The sequence below is a fragment of the Salinicola corii genome (assembly GCF_008298015.1).
In the GTDB taxonomy this organism is placed as follows: domain Bacteria; phylum Pseudomonadota; class Gammaproteobacteria; order Pseudomonadales; family Halomonadaceae; genus Salinicola; species Salinicola corii.
This window is the reverse complement of the sequence record NZ_VTPX01000013.1, coordinates 1-19,122: the sequence shown is the minus strand read 5'-3', so window position 1 is coordinate 19,122 and position 19,122 is coordinate 1. Positions and strand designations below refer to the sequence as shown.

Annotated in this window: 18 protein-coding genes; 8 read left to right on the top strand and 10 right to left on the bottom strand. The window is 62.2% G+C overall.

Annotated elements, in window-relative coordinates; genetic code table 11:
• Positions 1–245 precede the first annotated feature (245 nt).
• The 3 genes from F0A16_RS17930 to F0A16_RS21805 all read right to left on the bottom strand — a co-directional run bounded on the left by F0A16_RS17930 (position 246) and on the right by F0A16_RS21805 (position 2,235).
• Positions 246–1,220 (bottom strand): TAXI family TRAP transporter solute-binding subunit, encoded by a 975-nt coding sequence (locus F0A16_RS17930; RefSeq protein ID WP_149436804.1) that lies wholly within the window; start codon positions 1,218–1,220, stop codon positions 246–248.
• 336 nt (positions 1,221–1,556) lie between these two features.
• Positions 1,557–2,039, bottom strand: coding sequence for a DUF192 domain-containing protein (locus F0A16_RS17925; protein WP_149436803.1), 483 nt, complete (start codon positions 2,037–2,039; stop codon positions 1,557–1,559).
• A gap of 31 nt (positions 2,040–2,070) precedes the next feature.
• A complete protein-coding gene (locus tag F0A16_RS21805) occupies positions 2,071–2,235 on the bottom strand; it encodes a hypothetical protein (protein WP_187776068.1) in 165 nt (54 codons plus the stop codon).
• A 238-nt stretch (positions 2,236–2,473) separates the two neighbouring features.
• Here F0A16_RS21805 and F0A16_RS17920 point away from each other — a divergent pair, with 238 nt between their 5' ends.
• The 7 genes from F0A16_RS17920 to F0A16_RS17890 all read left to right on the top strand — a co-directional run bounded on the left by F0A16_RS17920 (position 2,474) and on the right by F0A16_RS17890 (position 9,457).
• Positions 2,474–3,343 (top strand): DMT family transporter, encoded by an 870-nt coding sequence (locus F0A16_RS17920; protein ID WP_149436801.1) that lies wholly within the window; start codon positions 2,474–2,476, stop codon positions 3,341–3,343.
• Positions 3,340–3,798: a GNAT family N-acetyltransferase gene (locus F0A16_RS17915; protein ID WP_223119821.1), complete on the top strand. Its 459-nt coding sequence runs from the start codon at positions 3,340–3,342 to the stop codon at positions 3,796–3,798. Before F0A16_RS17920 ends, F0A16_RS17915 begins: the two co-directional genes overlap by 4 nt.
• An 83-nt stretch (positions 3,799–3,881) precedes the next feature.
• The gene (locus tag F0A16_RS17910) at positions 3,882–4,376 is read left to right on the top strand and encodes a putative pterin-binding protein (protein WP_149436799.1); all 495 of its coding nucleotides are present in this window, start codon (positions 3,882–3,884) and stop codon (positions 4,374–4,376) included.
• Positions 4,373–5,971, top strand: a complete 1,599-nt coding sequence (locus F0A16_RS17905; RefSeq protein ID WP_187776067.1) for a GGDEF domain-containing protein — start codon at positions 4,373–4,375, stop codon at positions 5,969–5,971. Before F0A16_RS17910 ends, F0A16_RS17905 begins: the two co-directional genes overlap by 4 nt.
• Before the next feature lie 200 nt (positions 5,972–6,171).
• Positions 6,172–6,390 (top strand): DUF1656 domain-containing protein, encoded by a 219-nt coding sequence (locus F0A16_RS17900; RefSeq protein ID WP_149436795.1) that lies wholly within the window; start codon positions 6,172–6,174, stop codon positions 6,388–6,390.
• Entirely contained in the window at positions 6,390–7,388 is a 999-nt protein-coding gene (locus F0A16_RS17895; RefSeq protein ID WP_149436793.1) for an efflux RND transporter periplasmic adaptor subunit, read from the top strand. Before F0A16_RS17900 ends, F0A16_RS17895 begins: the two co-directional genes overlap by 1 nt.
• Positions 7,389–7,393: 5 nt before the next feature.
• On the top strand, positions 7,394–9,457 hold the full coding sequence (locus tag F0A16_RS17890; protein WP_149436791.1) for an FUSC family protein: 2,064 nt from the start codon (positions 7,394–7,396) through the stop codon (positions 9,455–9,457).
• A 22-nt stretch (positions 9,458–9,479) separates the two neighbouring features.
• On the opposite strand, the gene F0A16_RS17885 is transcribed toward F0A16_RS17890, so the two are convergent.
• The 6 genes from F0A16_RS17885 to F0A16_RS17860 all read right to left on the bottom strand — a co-directional run bounded on the left by F0A16_RS17885 (position 9,480) and on the right by F0A16_RS17860 (position 15,405).
• Positions 9,480–10,517 (bottom strand): trans-3-hydroxy-L-proline dehydratase, encoded by a 1,038-nt coding sequence (locus F0A16_RS17885; protein ID WP_149436789.1) that lies wholly within the window; start codon positions 10,515–10,517, stop codon positions 9,480–9,482.
• 18 nt (positions 10,518–10,535) lie between these two features.
• Entirely contained in the window at positions 10,536–11,303 is a 768-nt protein-coding gene (locus F0A16_RS17880) for an ABC transporter ATP-binding protein (protein ID WP_149436787.1), read from the bottom strand.
• Positions 11,303–12,079: an ABC transporter ATP-binding protein gene (locus tag F0A16_RS17875; RefSeq protein WP_149436785.1), complete on the bottom strand. Its 777-nt coding sequence runs from the start codon at positions 12,077–12,079 to the stop codon at positions 11,303–11,305. Before F0A16_RS17875 ends, F0A16_RS17880 begins: the two co-directional genes overlap by 1 nt.
• Before the next feature lie 153 nt (positions 12,080–12,232).
• A complete protein-coding gene (locus F0A16_RS17870; RefSeq protein WP_239023879.1) occupies positions 12,233–13,246 on the bottom strand; it encodes a branched-chain amino acid ABC transporter permease in 1,014 nt (337 codons plus the stop codon).
• A gap of 1 nt (position 13,247) precedes the next feature.
• Positions 13,248–14,162 (bottom strand): branched-chain amino acid ABC transporter permease, encoded by a 915-nt coding sequence (locus tag F0A16_RS17865; RefSeq protein WP_149436783.1) that lies wholly within the window; start codon positions 14,160–14,162, stop codon positions 13,248–13,250.
• 121 nt (positions 14,163–14,283) lie between these two features.
• Positions 14,284–15,405 (bottom strand): branched-chain amino acid ABC transporter substrate-binding protein, encoded by a 1,122-nt coding sequence (locus F0A16_RS17860; RefSeq protein ID WP_149436781.1) that lies wholly within the window; start codon positions 15,403–15,405, stop codon positions 14,284–14,286.
• Between the two features lie 430 nt (positions 15,406–15,835).
• On the opposite strand from F0A16_RS17860, the gene F0A16_RS17855 reads away from it, so the two are divergent.
• Positions 15,836–18,388 carry a membrane-bound PQQ-dependent dehydrogenase, glucose/quinate/shikimate family gene (locus F0A16_RS17855; RefSeq protein WP_420853084.1) on the top strand — a complete coding sequence of 851 codons (2,553 nt, stop codon included), beginning with the start codon at positions 15,836–15,838 and terminating at the stop codon, positions 18,386–18,388.
• Between the two features lie 206 nt (positions 18,389–18,594).
• Here F0A16_RS17855 and F0A16_RS17850 read toward each other — a convergent pair whose 3' ends face one another.
• The gene (locus F0A16_RS17850) at positions 18,595–18,795 is read right to left on the bottom strand and encodes a hypothetical protein (protein ID WP_149436777.1); all 201 of its coding nucleotides are present in this window, start codon (positions 18,793–18,795) and stop codon (positions 18,595–18,597) included.
• Between the last annotated feature and the right edge of the window lie 327 nt (positions 18,796–19,122).

Below are 19,122 nucleotides of genomic sequence, written 5' to 3'. Positions count from 1 at the left end.
ACGAAAACCCGGAGCGCCAGCCCGGTCCTCTTTCGCCGATTTTTGCCTTTTCTTGCCTTCGCTCGCCGACTTTTCGTACAAACCCTTGGCGACCGGTGAGTGAACCGACATCGACACGATTATCGGTTCACGCCTGATTCGATGCGACGATCATCGTCGCGGGGATTCCATCCAACGGCGCGGCGGTTGCAGACAACCACCGCGCCAGAGTGTCAACGACGTCTCTCGAGAATGACGTCGAGCCGTTACAACCAGCCCTGCTCCTTGTAGTAGCGCTTGGCCCCTTCATGCAGCGGGGCGGAGAGGCCCTGGCTGATCATGTCTTCCGGCGTCAGGTTGGCGAACGCGGGGTGCAGGCGCTTGAAGCGATCGAAGTTGTCGAACACGGCCTTGACCGTCTGGTAGACGACCTCGTCGTCGACGTCGGCGGACGTCACGAAGGTCGCGCGGACACCGAAGGTCTCGACGTCGTCCGGGTTGCCCTCGTACATGCCGCCTGGAATGGTGGACATGCTGTAGTAGGGGAACTCATCGACCAGTCCTTTGACGGCATCGTCGTTCAACGGGACCAGGTTGGAGGCGACGGTGGTGGTCGCTTCCTGGATGGCGCCGTTGGGGTGACCGACCACGTATGCCATGGCATCTATGTTGTTGTCGGCCAGCGCTGAGGCCATCTCGGCGGCACCGAGCTCGGAAGATAGCGAGAAGACGCTGGTGTCCCAGCCTTCCGCATCCATCAGCACTTCCATGGTGGCGCGCTGGCCGGAGCCCGGGTTACCGATATTGACGCGCTTGCCTTTCAGGTCCTGGATGGAGTTAATGTCGGCATCCTTGCGCGCTAGGATGGTCAGCGGCTCACCGTGGAGCGAGAAGACCGAGCGCAGGTTCTCCATCGGCTGATCGAACTGCGCCTTGCCGTTGTAGGCATTGAACTGGACGTCGGACTGAGCGACCCCCATGTTCAGTTCGCCGGACTTGATGCCGTTGATGTTGGCAACGGAGCCACCGGTGGACGGCGCGTTACACCGAATGCCGCTCTCCTCGGCGCTGCGATTGACCATCCGGCAGACGGACTGGCCGACGACGTAGTAGACCCCGGTCTGACCACCGGTGCCGATGGTGATGTACTGCTGATCCTGCGCCATGGCCGGCGTGGAGATCGATACGGCGCCCATCAGGGCGGAGGAGAGAACGGCTGCGGTTAATGCGTGGCGTTTCATGCGCATACCTCGAATATTTCCCGTTTATTGTGTTGATCGGCGTTCCGATCGCGAAGACAACAGGCCGACCGGCGTGCATCAGGGTGTGATTCAGATCGCACCGTGCCCGTGACTTACCCATTGCAACATAACTTAGCCCCGACGGCGCGCTATCATATAGCGAGTTTTTGGCCGGAAAAACCATCGGAAGGCACGGATTCCGCCCTCTCAGGCAAGAACCGACCTATCGGTCAATCCCCGGACACCGTCACTGAGGGCTTTTCCGGTGATCCCGGGGACATGGGCCGCCTCCCGACCACCATTATCGGAATGACTCATGCCGGAAGCGAATGCGCGTCATGGTGATTCCATCCAGGGCGCCAGCTCGATACGGTCGCCCACCTCGATCCGGCGTTCGACGAAGTAGCCTGCATTGGCTTCCAGTGCGGCCCGGAAGCGCGCCCCCGCCGGGTAGACGGGGCATTGACTCGACGACTCGGCGCGGCAAGGAGACATGGTCTTCAGCGAGCGTATCACGCCGTCCCCGTCGATGAAGGCGATATCCAGAGGAATCCGCGTTCGATACATCCAATAGGCGCTCGTCGCCGGCTGTTCGACGCCGTATAGAAAAAGCATCCCTGCGTCGGCGGGAAGCGAATCGCGCTCCATCAGACCTCGTGAACGCTGCTGCGGAGTCTCGGCGACCTCGACCTGCAGCGTGTACGTGCGTTCGCCATTGTCGAGGGCCAGGGCCTGGCGCGGCAGTGTTTCCCCCCAGACCGGCATCGTGACCAGCGTCGACAACACCCAGGCGGCGTGAACTACGGCTCTCGACACCATGTCTCTCCCTCCCTGGTCGCCAGGCTGACCGTCAAGCCTTCTCCTCCTCGTCGGACTCACGCTGACGCTGGCTGTTCTGCGCCGTGGTCGCCTGGCGCGTAGCGGACTCGCCGCTCCCGTGTCGGTGATCGATGTAGGACAGCACGAACAACTGGGCGACGAGAAAACAGACGCAGAAGATGATTCCCTTGATCATGGATTGGACTCTCGAGTGCGAGGATTTCAGAAGAAGTAGCAAGGAGTATGGGTCAGCTTTGCGTAGGGTAACGCATTCATCGAGCTGAGGAATGCCGATTCCTCTACCCGGTGACCGCCCGCTGAAGCGCTCGGTGTGAGGTGACATCTCAAAATAACCTTGCTCTCGCTCGAGTCGCTGAGACAATGGGCCATCCGGCGCCACTTTCAACGACGCCTTTCAATGACGAGTACTGCACGTGCCTCTCAAGGATTTACTGATCGGCCTGGGTATCATCGCCATCTGGGCTTTCAATATCATCGTGATCAAGCTCGGCATCGAGGATCTGCCGCCGCTGCTGGTGACGGTACTCCGCTTCATTCTGGTCGCCGTGCTGATCGTGCCGTTCACTCGCATCTCGCGTCAGCAGCTCGCCTGGATCCTGCTGCTGGCCATCACCTTCGGCGGCCTGCACTTCCCGCTGCTGTTCCTCGGCCTGCAGCACTCGGAGGCTGGCACCGGCGCCCTGCTGGTGCAGATGGGTACGCCCTTTGCCACGCTGCTGGCTGCGATCTTTCTCAAGGAAAAGCTTGGCCCGCGGCGAATCTTCGGCTTGATTCTTGCCTTCGGTGGTGTCGTCGTCCTGGCCGGAGGCCCATCATTGCCGCCGCCGGCCTCGACCGCCCTGCTGCTCGCCAGCGCCCTCTTCTGGGCTGTCTCGACCATGATCATCAAACTCGCGCCGCCGATTGCCCCGTTGACCATGACCGGCTGGATCTCACTGTTCGCGATACCGCTGGTCGCTGCGGGCAGTTGGCTATTCGAAGACGACCAGTGGCACGCCTTGCAGAACGCTGGTCTGGCCGGCTGGGGGGCGGTCGTGTATACCGCCGTGATGTCATCGATCGCCGCCTACGGACTCTGGTACTGGCTCCTGCAAAAGCATCCCGTCAGCCGCGTTGTACCATTGACTCTGCTGATGCCGGTCTTCGCCGTCATTCTCGGGGTATGGCTGCTCGACGACCCGCTGGGCATCAATAAGGTAGCTGGCGGCGCCATGGTCGTCGCCGGGCTGGCCGTCATCAATATTCGCTTTAGCCGCCACCGTAGATCGAGTCCTGCCTCATGAAATCCGGTCCAATACCCGACATTCTGCCCATGACCATCGACGATCACGCGGACTTCGCCGCGATGATGTCGCGCACCCCGGGCGTGGTGCTCAGAAATGCCGATGGCTACGCGGCAACGCAGCGCTATCTCGCGCGAAATCCCGGGCTGAGCTTCGTCGCGCGACCTGCCGTCGGAGACGGCATCGTGGGCTGCGCCATGGCGGGACACGATGGCCGCCGCGGCTACCTGCAGCATGTCATGGTCGACCCGGACTATCGCCATTTGGGACTGGCCCGAGCGATGGTCGATCACTGTCTGGCGGCACTGCTGGAAGCGGGCATCGAGAAAGTGCATCTCGACACACTGGCAGACAACCACGATGCCCACCGCTTCTGGCGTCATCTGGGATGGGATGATCGCCGCGATGAGATCGTCAAGTTCTCCCGCATTCTGATAGCTGACGCCAACGCCTGAAACAGGGTGTCGAAGGCGCCAGGACGACAACCCCGAAAACCGTCGCCATGCCGATAACACAAGAAAGTCCGGGAGTCGCCATCATGTTACGCCCACTCATCGTCGGAGTACTGATCGCGTTGTCGCCATTGCCAGTAAGGGCGGATGAGCCGCCCTACCCCGCGGACATGCCGCTACTGACGCTCGTCGATTCCCGCGGACAGGTGCTGGCGTCGTTCACGCTATCGAGCCTGGAAGCGTTGCCCAGTCGCGAGGTCACGGGTTCGATCCCGGACACCAGCGATCCCGAGGCTCGCTGGTCAGGGGTATCGATGAACGTCCTGCTGGGAAGCCAGTCGATCGCCGCGCCCGACAGGATGCTCGCCGTGGGCCTCGACGACTACAGCGACATCATTCCCCGTTCGGACCTGGAGCACTACGATCCCATCGTCGCCTACCGCCGAAACGGCCAGTATCTCGCCGTCGACCGTTATGGGCCGCTGGTCGTCATGTACCCCTACACCGACTATCCCGAACTTCACGAGCGCACCTACTACAGCCGCACCGTATGGCAACTGAGCGAACTGCAGCTACAGTGACCGGACCAGACGTCGCAGCAACCGGCAAGGGCCGGCGCTGGCCGGTCATACTGTTGATCGCGCTCGCCGCCGCCATGATCGTCGCCTCGCTTGCGGGACTCAGGCTGATCTCGGAGAAAGGCGATGACTACGCCTCCCCCGGCCTGCACACCGAAGTGTGGCAGAGCTACCAGTTGCGCTCGGAACTACAGCGTCTGCTCGACACCGCCCACGCCGTCGATGACGGCCAGGCCGGCGCCACCTCGCTGATCCTGCGCCTGGGCGTCATGCGCAACACTCTCGATCCTTTCCGCCACACCCCCGTCTTCGACTATCTGCCGCAACCCAGGCCCGAAGTACACGAGACGATCGAGCGTCTCGATTCGCTCAGCGCGGGCTGGATGCAGCGGTTGAACTGGCAGGACCAGGCCAGCGCCAGGCGCGTGGCCGCCGATATGCTGGCCGAGCTGCCGGCGCAATTGCGTCCGGCGCATGACCTGATCGTCGTCTCCAATATCGCCGTCGCGGCGCAGCTCGACAGGGAGCGCCAATCGCTGCAGCAAACGTTTCACTGGCTGACCGTCACACTGATGCTGCTGGCCTGTGGCTGCCTCATTCTTGCGCTACGCATTCTGAGCTCACAGCGGCGCTCACAACGCCTCGCCGGAGAACTGCAGGCGCTCAACAGCTCACTGGAGCGTCGCGTTCAGAGTCGCACACGCCTGCTGCACGAGCGCGAGGCGCTACTGCGTACGATTCTCGACTCGACGCCGAGCGATGTCACCCTGATCAGCGCCGACCAGCGACGGGTGTTCTACGTGAGCGACGACCTGCTGACCCAGACGGGTACCCGGCGTGCCGAGGACTTCCACCTCGAGGCACTGTTCGATAATGGCGACGACTATCGACAGCTCGTCGCGCGACTGGGCCGCGGGGAGACCTTGCATCAGATGGAGGCGCGGCTCTGCCCGAGCTCGCCTTACTGGGCCCTGCTGAGCGCGAGGCCGTTGCGCATTCATGCCCAATCCGCGTGGCTGATCTGGAGTCTCGACATCACCCGGCGCAAGGCGATGGAGCACGAGCTACAGCAGCTGGCCTCCACCGACGCCCTGACCGGCCTCTATAACCGGCGAGCGCTGTTGCGTGCCGCGGTGATGCAACTACGCCGGGAGCGGCGCGCCCCGCTGAGCGTGCTGTTGATCGATATCGACCACTTCAAGCGGATCAACGACGAATATGGCCATCCGATAGGAGATCAGGCGCTACGCGCACTGGCCCGCCAGCTCGGTGACCTGATGCAGGACGACGCCCTGCTCGGCCGCATCGGTGGCGAGGAGTTCGCCGTCATGCTCTCGGGCATGTCCCCCGAAGCCGTCGCCCTGACGGCCGAACGCTTGCGCGCCGCCGTCGCCGGAGCCCCCTTGATCGTGAATGATGACATAACGCTATCGATGACGCTGAGTATCGGTCTCACCCAGCGCCACGAGAGCGATAGTCTCAAGAGCCTGATGATGCGAGCCGACCGTGCTCTCTACCGAGCCAAGTCAGAAGGTCGCAACCGATGTTGCCATCTGCCCCCCGTCGAGTTTACTCCCTCGGAGTTCGACGAGATTTGAGACGCCATCCCCGCTCCATGATGCATCGATTGGCGAGGCCGGCTCTCGAATCGAGTCGAAAATCTCCGGTTGGTGCTCGAGTCCCCGGTTTCCAGCTAGACTGCTCGACAGACGTCACGCTCGTGCCCCCATGTCTCTGACAACAACTTAAATAGCGTGCTAATATTATCCATTTGTCACGCCATCGCCACAGGGGAAATATGGGTATACAGGAAATCGCCGTCGGCGGGATCTTCATCAGTCCCTTGCTGCTCTACACCCTGTTCGGCTTCGTCGCGACCGTCATCCTTCGTTCGTTGCTGCACTGGGTGGTCGGGCAGCGCGCGCTGTGGTACGAAGCCTGGTTCGACGTCTCGCTGTTCGTGCTGTTCACTGCCGGTATCACTTTTCTGTTTTCCGTCCTGCTCGAGAGTACTTGATGCGCAATTCGCTACGTATCCTCATGACCCTCGTCATCGTCGCGCTCGCCGTGGCCGCCGGTGTCTGGCTATGGAACTACTACCTCTTCACGCCATGGACGCGCGATGCCCGCGTGCGCGCGGAGGTCGTTACCATCGCCCCGGACGTTTCCGGTTGGGTCCGCACGCTGAACGTCAACGACACCGGCTTCGTCGCCAAGGGCGATACGCTGTTCGAAATCGATCCCGCGCGTTACCAGGCGGCCCTGGATCAGGCCCAGGCCACGGTGGAGAATCGCGAGGCCACCCTCCAGCTGCGCCAGACGGAAGCCCAGCGTCGCAACCAGCTGAGCAGCCGCTCGATCAGCGCGGAAGATCGTCAGATCGCCCAGATCAACAGTCGCGTCGCCGCCGCCAATCTCAAGCAGGCCCAGGCCGACCTGGCCAGCGCCAAGCTCGACCTGGAGCGCACCCGCGTCGTGGCACCGATCAGCGGTCATGTGCTCAACCTGCAGCTGGCCGCCGGCAACTACGTGACTCGCGGTACCCCGGTGATGGCGCTGGTACAGTCGGACTCCTACTACATCATGGGCTATTTCGAGGAGACCAAGATGTCCTCCATCGACGTCGGCGATCCGGCGGAGGTGATTCTGATGAACGGCGATACGCACCTGCGTGGCCATGTCGCCGGTATCGGTCGCGGCATCGCCGACACCAACACGAGTCTCAACAACCAGCTGTTGCCGCAGGTCCAGCCCACCTTCAACTGGGTACGACTGGCTCAACGCATTCCAGTTCGTGTCACTCTGGACGATATCCCGGACGACACGCTGCTCAGCGCAGGGATGACCGCGACTGTCAGAATTCAGCATGCGGACGGCGACCATCCAACCGAGCACGCCAATGAACCCGCCAGCACCGCCACGCCGAGCAGCCGGTCTGCCGATCGACGGCCGACGGAGCAGGTACAGTCGACCGGTGCGGTTCCGGCAGAGAACGCCGCCGAAGCGCCGCAGTGAGCATCATGCCGCCGCTCGTCAAGACTTACCTGATGCCCGATGCCACGGCGGTCAAGTTCGCCATCAAGACGACCGTGGCGATGATGATCGCGCTCTATCTGGCGCTCTGGTTCAATCTCGACCGCCCCTACTGGGCGTTGATTTCGGCCGCCTTTCTGCAGATTCGACCGATGAGCGGCATGGTGATCGAGAAAGGTATCTGCCAGATCAGCGGTACCTTCATCGGTGCCGTGGCGGGTATCGCTATCATGGCGCTCTTCGCCCAGGCCAGAATTCCGGCGCTGATCACCCTGACGCTATGGATCATGCTGTGTACCTACGTCGGCTCGCTATGGCGCAATAACTATACCTACGGCTGCCTGATGGCGGCCGTCACCGCCATGCTGATCGTGGTGATCTCCAATGGCAGCACGCCCGGCGGCATCTTCAACATCGCGGTGGCGCGGCTATCGGAACTGGGCCTGGGCGCCATCTGCGCCACCCTGGTCAGTTCGCTACTGTGGCCTTCCCGGGTCGGCAAACATCTCTCGTCGCAGGCCGACACTGTCATCAACGAAGCATTCGAGAATGCCGCCCTGCGCCTGGAGGCCAGCGACGACATTCCCGCCATGCAGAAGGCGTTGCGAGGCAGCCTCGGCCCGTTGACGGTGCTGGAAACGGACAGTCAGGCGGCACGCTTCGAAGGGCCGGAGGGGCCGGGCCGAATTCGCGCTACCCACGTGCTGACCCGGCGAACGCTGCGTTTCCTGGCCAACCTTCAGGCGCTGCATCAGATGCTGCACGATCACGCCGACAAACTGGATCCCCGCAGCGCCGAGATCGCACGACAGGTCGCCCGGGGCTTCCGCGAGGCGGAGCACGTCAAGGGCGTCCCAAAGGCCAGGCAGGAACTCCAGGAACTTCGCCACCTCGTGCATGAAAGCGATGAAGAGGGCATGGCGCCACTGGACCGTCGCGCTCGTCTGGGGCTTCGGGAATCGATCGGTCACGCCATGGTGATGCTGGATGCCCGCGAGGCGATTGCCTCGCCCGGCACGCACAAGCTGCGCTCGACCTCTCTGGCCTGGCATCGCGATCATCTCGCCGCCGGCATCAACGCGCTGCGCTCCGGCCTGGTGTTCGGCACGCTGGCCACCTTCTGGATTCTCACCGCCTGGAACAGCGCCATGGTCGCCATGCTGCTGGGCACGCTGTTCTCGTCGTTTTTCGCCAGCCGCGACAATCCGGTCGCGATCACGATGATGTTCTACAAGGGCATGCTTGCCGCCATTCCCAGTGCGTTCCTGTTCGGCCACGTACTACTGTCGCAGGCCAACGGTTTTCCGATGCTGGCGATGCTGTTCGGCACGCCGCTGTTCCTGGGACTTCTCGGCGCGACCAATCCGGCCACGATGGGCTACTGTCTAGCCTTCACGATTTTCAATATTCTGCTGACCATGCCAGGCAACAACATGGACTTCTCCTTCGACAGCTTCGCCAACCGAGCTGTCGCGGTGATCATCGGCCTGACCTGCGTGGTGATGGGTTTCCGGCTGCTGCCCGGACTGGGTACGCGTCTGCGCCGACGCCGCCTGATCAACGCCATCTCCAGAGATATCCGCCACCTGCGGCGGCGTTCTATACGCGATGCCGAAACCCACTTCAGCGGCCACATGGCCGATCGCATACTGCAGTTGGCGCAGCACGACGACATGTTGCCCGAAGACCAACGCCACTTGTTCATTCTCGGGTTGACCGGGCTGGACCTGGGAACCGCGACGCTGCGCCTGCGCGATCGACTCGACGACGCACGGCATCCCGTGATCCGGCGTGCCCATCGCCAGTTGCTGCGGGCGCTGGCCAGCGGCTTCGAGGAGAGCGCCAATGGCCGCCAGCCGCAAGGCATTCGCGAGGCGGGCAAGCGCCTGAACGAAGCCATTGCCGAGCATGGCGACGTTCCCGCCGATCGCCGCGTGCTACTGGAGGGGCTGGTGGAGCGTCTCGAACTGGCACTGGAACGGCTGGGTCGCATCATGGCCGAGCGGCCGCATATCAAGCCCGACCGACAGCCCGAACCCGCCACCCCCTGATCGTGACCGGCGGTCCGGCGTCTCACATCCCGCCGATTCGTGGCCAGGTGTCGGCAAGCCGGTAGCCGCCAGGCCACGGATCCTGCGGATCGAGGGTGTGCTGGTGGGTGCCGGTGATGAAAGCGCGCCCGCGGATCAGCGGCGTGACCGCTGCCACGTCGCCGACGCGCGTGGTCCCGTCGAGTCGGCAGACAAACCGTGAATCGATGATCGATTCGCCGATGAATGTCTCGTTCAATCCGAGTTTGCCCTGGGCGTGCAGCAACGCCATGCGCGCCGAACAGCCGGTACCGGTGGGTGAACGGTCGAGCTTGCCGGGTTGGATCGCCACCGTATTGCGTCCGAGCCAGGCGTCGCCCTCCCGCGTCAGCGGTGCGGCGATCTGGCAGAACGAGACGTGCCGCCAGTCGGGATTGGCGGGATGGTGGAAACCGAACTGCGCGTTGACCGCGTCGGTGATGCGGATACCGACTTCGACCAGTTCTCGCGCCTCGTCCGGCACCAGCCTGAAGCCGAGATCCTCGGCATCGACGATCACGAAGCTGTCGCCGCCGAAAGCCGTATCGACGCGCAGCGTGCCCACCCCCGGGACCTCCAGTTGCAGATCCCGCTGGTCGACGAAGGCCGGCAGGTTACGCACGGTGACGTCGAGGACGCGGCCACTCTCGCAGCGCGCCACGACTTCTATCACGCCACCGGGGGCCTCGAGCACGAGATGGGTTTCCGGCTCCCGCATGGGAAGCATGCCGGTCTCGAGCAGTACGGTTGCCACGCACAGGCTGTTGGAACCGGACATCGGCGGCGTGTCTTCCGGCTCCATGATGATCCAGCCCATCTGTGCGCGGGGATCCTTGGCCGGTACCAGCAGGTTGACGTGGCGGAAGACGCCGCCACGCGGCTCGTTGAGCATGAAGTCGCGCAGGGTCCGGTCGCACGCGATCCAGCGCGACTGCGCCCACAGCGTGTCGCCAGGCGGTGGCGCCACCCCGCCCACGATGACGTCCCCCACTTCGCCTTCGGCGTGACAGCTGACGCTGTGAATCACACGACTGGTCTGCATTCGATACTCCCGAGCCTGCTACTCGCCAACGCCCAGATAAGCCTTCACGATCGACTCGTCCTGGCGAAGCTCAGCAGCCGCGCCCTGCATCCGAATCTTACCGTTCTCGATCACGTAGGCGTAATGCGCCAGGCGCAACGCCAGGCGCGCGTTCTGTTCGACCAGCAGGATCGTGGTGCCAGCCTCGTTGAGCCGCTTGATGATGCGCATGATCTCGGTCACGAGCTTGGGCGCCAGCCCCATCGAAGGCTCGTCGAGCAGCATCACGCTGGGGCCGTGCATCAACGCGCGCCCCATCGCCAGCATCTGTTGCTGGCCGCCGGAGAGCAGCGAACCATCCTGATGGCGGCGCTCGTGCAGGATCGGAAAGAGTTCGTAGACTTCGTCGAGTCGTTGCCGGCGCAGCGCGTTGTCCTTGACCGTGAACGCGCCCAGTTCTAGGTTCTCCTTGACCGTCAGCCCGCGCAGGATGCGTCTGCCCTCGGGCACGTGAACCACGCCGCGCCGGGCGATCTCGTGAGCCGCCAGCTTGGCGATCGACTCACCCTCGAGCTGGACCTCGCCCCGCTGCGCCCGGACCAGCCCGGAAATGGTCTTGAGCGTGGTCGACTTACCGGCCCCGTTGCTGCCCAGCAGGGTCACGATCTCCCCCTCGTGGACATCCAGCGAGACACCTCGCAGCGCCTGGATCTGGCCGTAGAAGGCTTCGACATCGCGGATGCCGAGACGCACCTTGCCCGGTCGCGTCCCGGTTGCCGGCGCGTCGGTCCGGTTGATCGTCTGCATCACAGTGCCAGCTCCTCGTCGTCCTGGCCGAGATAGGCCTCAATCACCTTGGGATCGTTCTGCACCGAATGGGGGTCGCCCTCGGTGATCAGAGTGCCGTGGTCGAGCACACTGATGCGCTCGGAGACATTCATCACCAGGCTCATGTCGTGCTCGATCAGCAGCACGGCAACGCCGCGCTCGTCGCGGATACGCCGAATCAGTTCGATCAGCGCCTGCTTCTCGCCGCTGTTGAGGCCCGCCGCCGGCTCGTCGAGCAACAGAAGCTTGGGCTCGGTGGCCAGGGCGCGGGCGATTTCGACCCGGCGCTGGTGGCCGTAGGCGAGATTGGTCGCCAGTCGCTCCTGGTGGCCCATCAGGCCGACGAAATCGAGGCATTCGAGGCTGGTCTCGAGAATCTGGCGCTCCTCGGCGCGCTGACTCGGCAGCCGAAGAATGGCCGCCAACGCACCGGCTCGACTGCGACAGTGCTGCCCCGCCATGACATTTTCCAGCACCGACATCTCACGAAAGAGCCGCACGTTCTGAAAGGTCCGGGCGATGCCCATTCGGGTCACGGCATGAGGCTTGCGCTTGACGATCCGCTCGCCATCCAGCGTGATGTCGCCCTGCTGGGGTCGATAGAAGCCGGTGATCACGTTGAACATCGACGTCTTGCCGGCGCCATTGGGGCCGATCAGGCTATGGATACGTCCCGCGTCGACACCGAAGTCGACGTCGTGCAGTACGGTGTTGCCGGCAAAGCTCAGCGACACCTGTTTCAGTTGCAGCAGCATCAAGAACTCCTCGAAAAGGTGCTTACAGAACAGGCGAGCGAAGGCGAGACAAGGCAAAAATGGCCGAGGAGACGGAGTTTACTCGGGTAAATGAGTACTCCGAGGCCAGTTTTAACGCGGTATCGTCGAGCGCAGCCCTTTTGCAGGTACCTTTCATGAACGCTTCTCGGGCCAGATACCGCTCGGCCGGAACAGCATGATCAGCAACAGCAGCACGGCGAATATCAGCAGTCGCAGAGTGCCGAAATCGCGCAGCAGCTCGGGGCCGAGCACGACGATGAACGCCCCCAGGATGACACCGGGTATCTTGCCCATGCCGCCGAGCACCACCGCCAGCAGAATCAGCACGGATTGCTGGAAGCTGAAGCTCTCCGGCGAGATGGCGCCCAGGTTCACGGAGAAGAAGATCCCCCCGATGGCCCCGAAGATGGCGCCGGTGACATAGGCCGCCAGCTTGGTCGCGACCCGGTTGATCCCCATCGCCTCGGCGGCATCCTCGTCGTGGCGCACGTAGAGCCATGCCCGGCCCAGACGGGAGTCGAACAGCCGCTGGCTGGCGATATAGGCAAGCACCGCCAGTACCACGAAGACATAATAGAAATCGATCGAACTATCGATGTGCCAGCCGAACAGCGACGGTTCCGGGATGTGCGACAACCCGCTGGCGCCGCCGGTGATTTCCAGGTTGCGGGCGGTGAAGCGCACGATCTCGCCGAACCCCAGGGTCACGATGGCGAGATAGTCGCTGCGCAGCCGCAAGGTCGGCCCGCCGATGATGACCCCGGCGAGCGCCGCCGCCATCAGGGCAAAGGGGATTGCGGCCCAGAAATTGACGCCGAACTGCTGGGTCAGGATACCGACGGTATAGGCACCGACCGCAAAGAAGGCCGCATAGCCGAGATCGAGCAGCCCGGCGTAGCCGACCACGATGTTCAACCCCAGGCACAGCACCACGTAGAGCAGCGCGTTGGTCAGAATGACCGTGGTGTACTGGCTCGAGATCCACGGAGTGACGATCAGGATCGCCAGGATCGTGAGGTGAAGCGCCCGCCGCCGCCCCGGCGACTCGAAGGCCGCATAGAGTCTCTGGAGCGGATTGCGCGGTTTCGTCTTGTGAGCGTCATGCTCGTCCACATCGGGGCGCGTCGGTGGCGAATGCTTGTCCATGTCACATCCTCTCCACTTCGGATTTGCCCAGCAGGCCGGTGGGCTTGAACACCAGTACCAGGATCAGAATCGAGAAGGTGAAGACATCCTTCCACTCGCTGCCGATGAACGGAATGTGCGTACCGAAGGACTCCAGCAACCCCAGGATCAGACCACCCAGCATCGCCCCGGTGATGCTGCCGATACCGCCGATCACCGCCGCGGTGAACGCCTTGAGCCCGATCAGAAACCCCATGAAGTACCAGATGCTGCCGTAATAGGCGCCTGCCATCGTCCCTGCGGCGGCGGCCAGTCCCGAACCGATGAAGAAGGTCACCGCAATGACGGCGGAGACGTTGATCCCCATCATCCGGCACATGTCCTTATCGATGGAGACAGCACGCATGGCTCGACCGTAGAGCGTCCTGGAGACGAACAGCTCGAGCGCGATCATCAACACTGCGGCAGTCGTTACCAGAACGATCTGGTTATAGGAAAGAAAGAGATTGCCGAGATTGAAGCCCCCGAACCCAAGGTCGGTGCTGAAAGCGGTGTACTGGCCACCGGTCATCGCCAGCGCTGCGTTCTGCAGCCCCAGCGACACGGCAAGCGCGGTGATCAGAATCGACAGCCGAGGCGCGCCGAGCATCGGGTGATATGCCACGCGCTCGATCACCACCCCGAGGCAGCCGACGGCGAGCATCGCCAGCAACATGGCCACGAAGATGCCGAGCCAGCCGGCCCCGAGAAAGCCGGAGACCAGGGAGAGCCCGCCGAACCCCGCGAAGGCGCCGGTCATGTAGAGGTCGCCGTGGGCGAAGTTGAGCAGCTTGATGACACCGAACACCATGGTGTAACCGAGCGCCACCAGGGCATAGAAAGAGCCCAGCACCAGCCCGTCGACGAACTGCTGCAGAAAAGAATCGTACCAGGTCATGGCGTTTGTCTCTGGCCAGCGAACAGCGGATGAGAAAGACGAACGCGACGTGGAGGTCACACTCTACGAGGCGTTCCAACACCACCGGTTCGAGCCGAAGCCCGAACCGGTGATGCAGCCGTCATTTTTCGTAGCGGGTCCACTTGCCGTCCTGCCCCTCGAGCACCACGAAGTTGCTTCGCGCCAGGGTATGCTGCGGCGTGAAAGAGATTGGACCGGCCAGCCACTCCTGGCCGTCGGCACTGTTGAGCGCCTTGATGATGGCATCGCCATCGGTGGAACCGGCCTTGTCGATGGCCCAGGCCATCAGCTGCATGCCATCGTAGGCCAGCGGCGCGTAAGGCCCCGGTGCATTACCGAATTTCGACTGGTAGTCGCTGGCGAACTGCTTGGCAGCCGGCAGGAAGTCGGCCGTCGGATTGGAGAATGCGAACACGCCCTCGGCGGCCTGCCCGGCGATATTGAACAGCTCCGGCGAGTTGGAGCCGTCACCCACCGCGATGGTGCCCTGGAAACCGCGCTGACGTAGCTGGCGAATCAGCAGGCCGCCGTCAGCGTAGTAGGCCGTCCAGAATACCGCCTCGGCGCCGGAGCCCCGGATCTTGTTGACCAGTGCGGAAAAGTCCTGCTCACCCTTGTTGACGTACTCGAAGGCCGAGACGGTATGGCCGGCGCCGGTCCAGGCATCGCGAGTCAGGTTGGCCAGATCCTGCGAATAGGCATCACCCTGGTTGACGATGGCCAACTTCTCGATGCCCTTGCCTTCGAAGAAATCGAGCGCGGTCTTGGCCTGGTCGTCGCCGGTGGAGTTGATCATCACTGCGTTGCCAGGGTTGGCCGGAATCAATTGGGTCGAGTTGGCCGCCACGATGACGAACGGGATGTTGGCGTCGCCGTAGGTCTTGAGCGTCGGCTGGGTCGCACCGGAGCAGTAGCCGCCCACGACACCCGCCACCTCTTGCGATGCCAGTCGACTGGCTGCGTTGACCGACTGCTGGGGATCGCAGGCGGTGTCCCCGGTGATCAGCTCGATCTGGCGACCATCCAGCAGCCCGCCATCGGCGTTGATCTCGTCCGCGGCCAGCGATATGGCATTGAACATGTCCTTGCCGTAGGTCGCCTCGGAACCGGTCGTCGGCGCCTGCACACCGATGACGATCGGACCTTCCTGCGCCACGGCCAGAGACCCCGCGGCCAGACTGAGGACGGTCGTAGCGGTGACCAGCTTGAGAAATTTGTTCATACAACGATTACTCCCTTCAGCGCTTATTGTTTGTTCGTACTGCAAAGGGGTCGGGCGTTGCGCCCTTCCGTTCGAAACCGGGATCCAGGCGACGTCGATTCATCCTGCCACGAAAAGTTACGTTTCGACACTGTGCCTTTTGTAGACCCTAGACTTTTTGTATAAAATATACAAGCATCTCGACACCGCCATCCTATCGAACTCCGAAGCCTTTCTCTCGCTCCGCTGCGCCCCGCGCCCTTCGCTTTATATACCGACACGGCATTCGAAGCTGGATGTCTGGTTGAACAGCTTTCGGACTGAATTCATCGTCAGCTTCAATTACCATGACTATGCTGACTTGGTGCAATAGTTTGTCGCATGAAGTCAGCGGCCGCATCGGAGCATGCGGTCAATCGGATTAAATATATTTCATTCAAGGGAGAGTTCAGTGGCCACTACGACTTCTTCCCGCGGCGCTGGCAGCGTTTTTGCAAGGCTCGTCGGGATCATCGTTGCGCTTGTCGGTCTGGCTCTGGGAGCCGGTGGCGCTTATCTAGCGACTTTAGGCGGTTCCTGGTACTACCTAGTCGCCGGCGTGTTGATGCTGATTGCCGGCATTCAACTATTTCGCGGTAGAGTCTCCGGCGCCGCTATTTATGGTGTCGTCTTCGTAGGAACGTTCTTGTGGGCCGCTTGGGAATCGGGACTGAACTACTGGCGCTGGATTCCACGCCTGGATGTCGTGCTGATTCTCGCCATACTGGTTGCGCTCGTCACGCCCGCACTCAAAAATGGCCCGTCCCGCAAAGCCGGCTTCTCGCTGGCAGGCGTGCTATTTCTCGGCCTGGTCGTCGCGGGTGCCTTGGCATTCGTGCCCGGTCGAGGTTATCAACACCTCGAGGACATTCCAGCGGTCGCCGACGAGTCTTTCTCGACCGATGTCGGCAATGCGCAACCCGCCGACACTCCGGCAGACGCAGACTGGGCCGCTTATGGGCGTGATTCGGCTGCGACGAGATTCTCCCCTGCCGACCAAATCACCCCCGACAACGTGGGCGACCTCGAGGTTGCCTGGCAATATCGCACTGGCGATATGCTCGACCATCGCTGGGGTGCGGAGACGACACCGCTCAAAGTCGGTGACGATGTATTCCTCTGCACATCGCGCAATATTCTAATCTCCTTGAATGCCGCGACCGGGGAGGAGAACTGGCGCTACGATCCCCAGGTCTCCGAGGACGCCATTCCCTATACCGCTGCGTGCCGTGGTGTCACGTACTACGAGGTACCGGACGATCGCTCTTCGGCAGCCAACGATCAACCCGCTGCTCAGGGCGAATCCACGGCCGTCAATGGCGAACAGAGTGGCGATAATGATCAGCCATCGGATGGCACCGCATCGAGCCAACCGGCTGTTGCAGCAAATGACGACCCGTCGTGCCAGGCGCGCATCATCTCCGGCACGCTGGATGGCCGCCTGATCGAAGTCGATGCGGCTACCGGCGAACCCTGCGCCGATTTCGGTGACAACGGCCAGGTCGATATCAAGCGGAACATGGGCGAAACGCCAGATGGATACGTCTCCATCAATTCCGCCCCGGTTGTCGTGCGCAACGTGCTGGTTACCGGCCACCAGGTCCTTGATGGCCAGCGCCGCTATCCGCCTTCCGGCGTGATCAAGGGTTACGATGTCGTGACTGGCGAGCTGCTGTGGGCCTGGGATGCCGGCCGGCCGGATCAGAGCGAACCGTTGACTGGTGATGAAACCTACGTGCGTGGCTCCCCCAACATGTGGACCACCGCCGCTGGCGACAGCAAACTGGGGCTGGTCTATCTGCCGATGGCGAACAGCGCTGCCGATTACTGGAGCAGTTCGCGGACACCGGAAGAGAACGAATGGGCCAGCTCGATGGTCGCCCTCGATGTCGAAACGGGCCTGCCGAAATGGCATTTCCAGACAGCCCACAAGGACGTCTGGGACTACGACCCTGGTTCACAACCGACCTTGATCGACTTCCCTACCGGCAACGGCAAGGTGCCGGCGTTGGTGATGCCGACCAAGCAAGGTGACATCTACGTTTTCAATCGCGAGACAGGCGAGCTGCTCGGCGGTGGTGCCGAAGAGCGCCCAGTCCCTCAAGGCGGTGCCGAACCGGAGCAGCGCAGCGAAACCCAGCCATTTTCGCTCTACGCGACGCTGCGTCAGCCGGATATCGACGAGAAAGACATGTGGGGCATGACCCCATTCGATCAGTTGTTCTGTCGGATCCAGTATCGCCAGGCAAGCTGGGAAGGCATGTACACGCCGCCCACCGCCGAACAGCCATGGATCCAGTATACCGGTTACAACGGCGGCTCTGACTGGGGCAGCGTGGCGATCGATCCGCACCGCGGCGTGATCATCGCCAACTACAACGATATGCCCAACTACAACGAGCTGGTGCCGCGTGATGTGGCCAACAAGCTGGGCTGGGTGCCGCGCGAAGAGCTGAAGGAAGACAGTGGTGGTGCCGAAGGTGCGGGCGACCCCCAAGCCAACACGCCTTACGCGATCAATGTCAATGCTGGCTGGCGCGTGCCTTACACCGGCATGCTCTGCAAGCAGCCGCCGTATGGCCATATCCGCGCCATCGACCTGGCGAGTGGCGACACACTATGGGATCGCCCGCTGGGTACCGCCCGTGCCAATGGCCCCTGGGGCATCCGCTCGGGCTTGCCGATCGACATCGGTACTCCCAACAACGGCGGCTCCGTGATCACCGCAGGCGGTCTGATATTCATTGCTGCAGCAACCGACGATCTGATCCGCGCCATCGACATCGAAAGCGGCGAGACCGTTTGGCAAGCACCGCTGCCGGCCGGCGGTCAGGCCAATCCGCTGGTTTACGAAGCCAACGGCCGTCAGTATGTGGTCATCGTCGCCACGGGGCACCATTTCATGGAGACCCCCTCCGGCGACTACGTGATCGCCTATGCACTGCCGAAAGGTGACGGTTCCTGATCGCTCGCATCGATCACCCTGTCTGAGCAAGACTCAGGCAGGGTGACCCAGGCGAAAAGCCTTTCGACAGCCATGAATGACAGAAGCCCGAGATCCACTCATGCGGAACTCGGGCTTCTTTTTCGGACCGGACTATCAGCTCGGCCCCGCTGAAGGAGCGGCGGCCAGTTTTTTTATCACTAGCCTACCGCTACTTCATGGCAGAATTAATTCTGCGCATCTTCCGCTTTGTCCTGAATGTCATTGCCCGCGTCTTCCATGGCATCGCCAGCATTATCCACTGCGTTGTCGACGGACTCACCAGCCTCTTCGGCCGGGCCTTCGTCGTTATCGCAAGCGACCACGCCGAATGCCATGAAACCCACCAGCATTGCCATCGCCATTTTCTTCAATAGTTCGGTGTGCATCGAATCTTCTCCTTGGTAACCACTTCCATGTATTGCCCACCTAACATAGCCGTAGATCGAGAAATCATCCAATGGTAAACGCACCTTCCCCAATTCCTCCTAATTACCCACAGGCAATATAGAGATGTCGGCTTTTAGCGTCACGGCCCTTGCTGCCATTAAAGAGAACGCGTCTCATAGGAATACTAGCGTGGTCCGCGGTGATTTTCTTCGCGGCAAAGAAAAACCCCCAGCTTCTCGCGAAGCTGGGGGTTTGGGATAGAAGCCTGACGATGACCTACTCTCACATGGGGAGACCCCACACTACCATCGGCGCTAAGCGGTTTC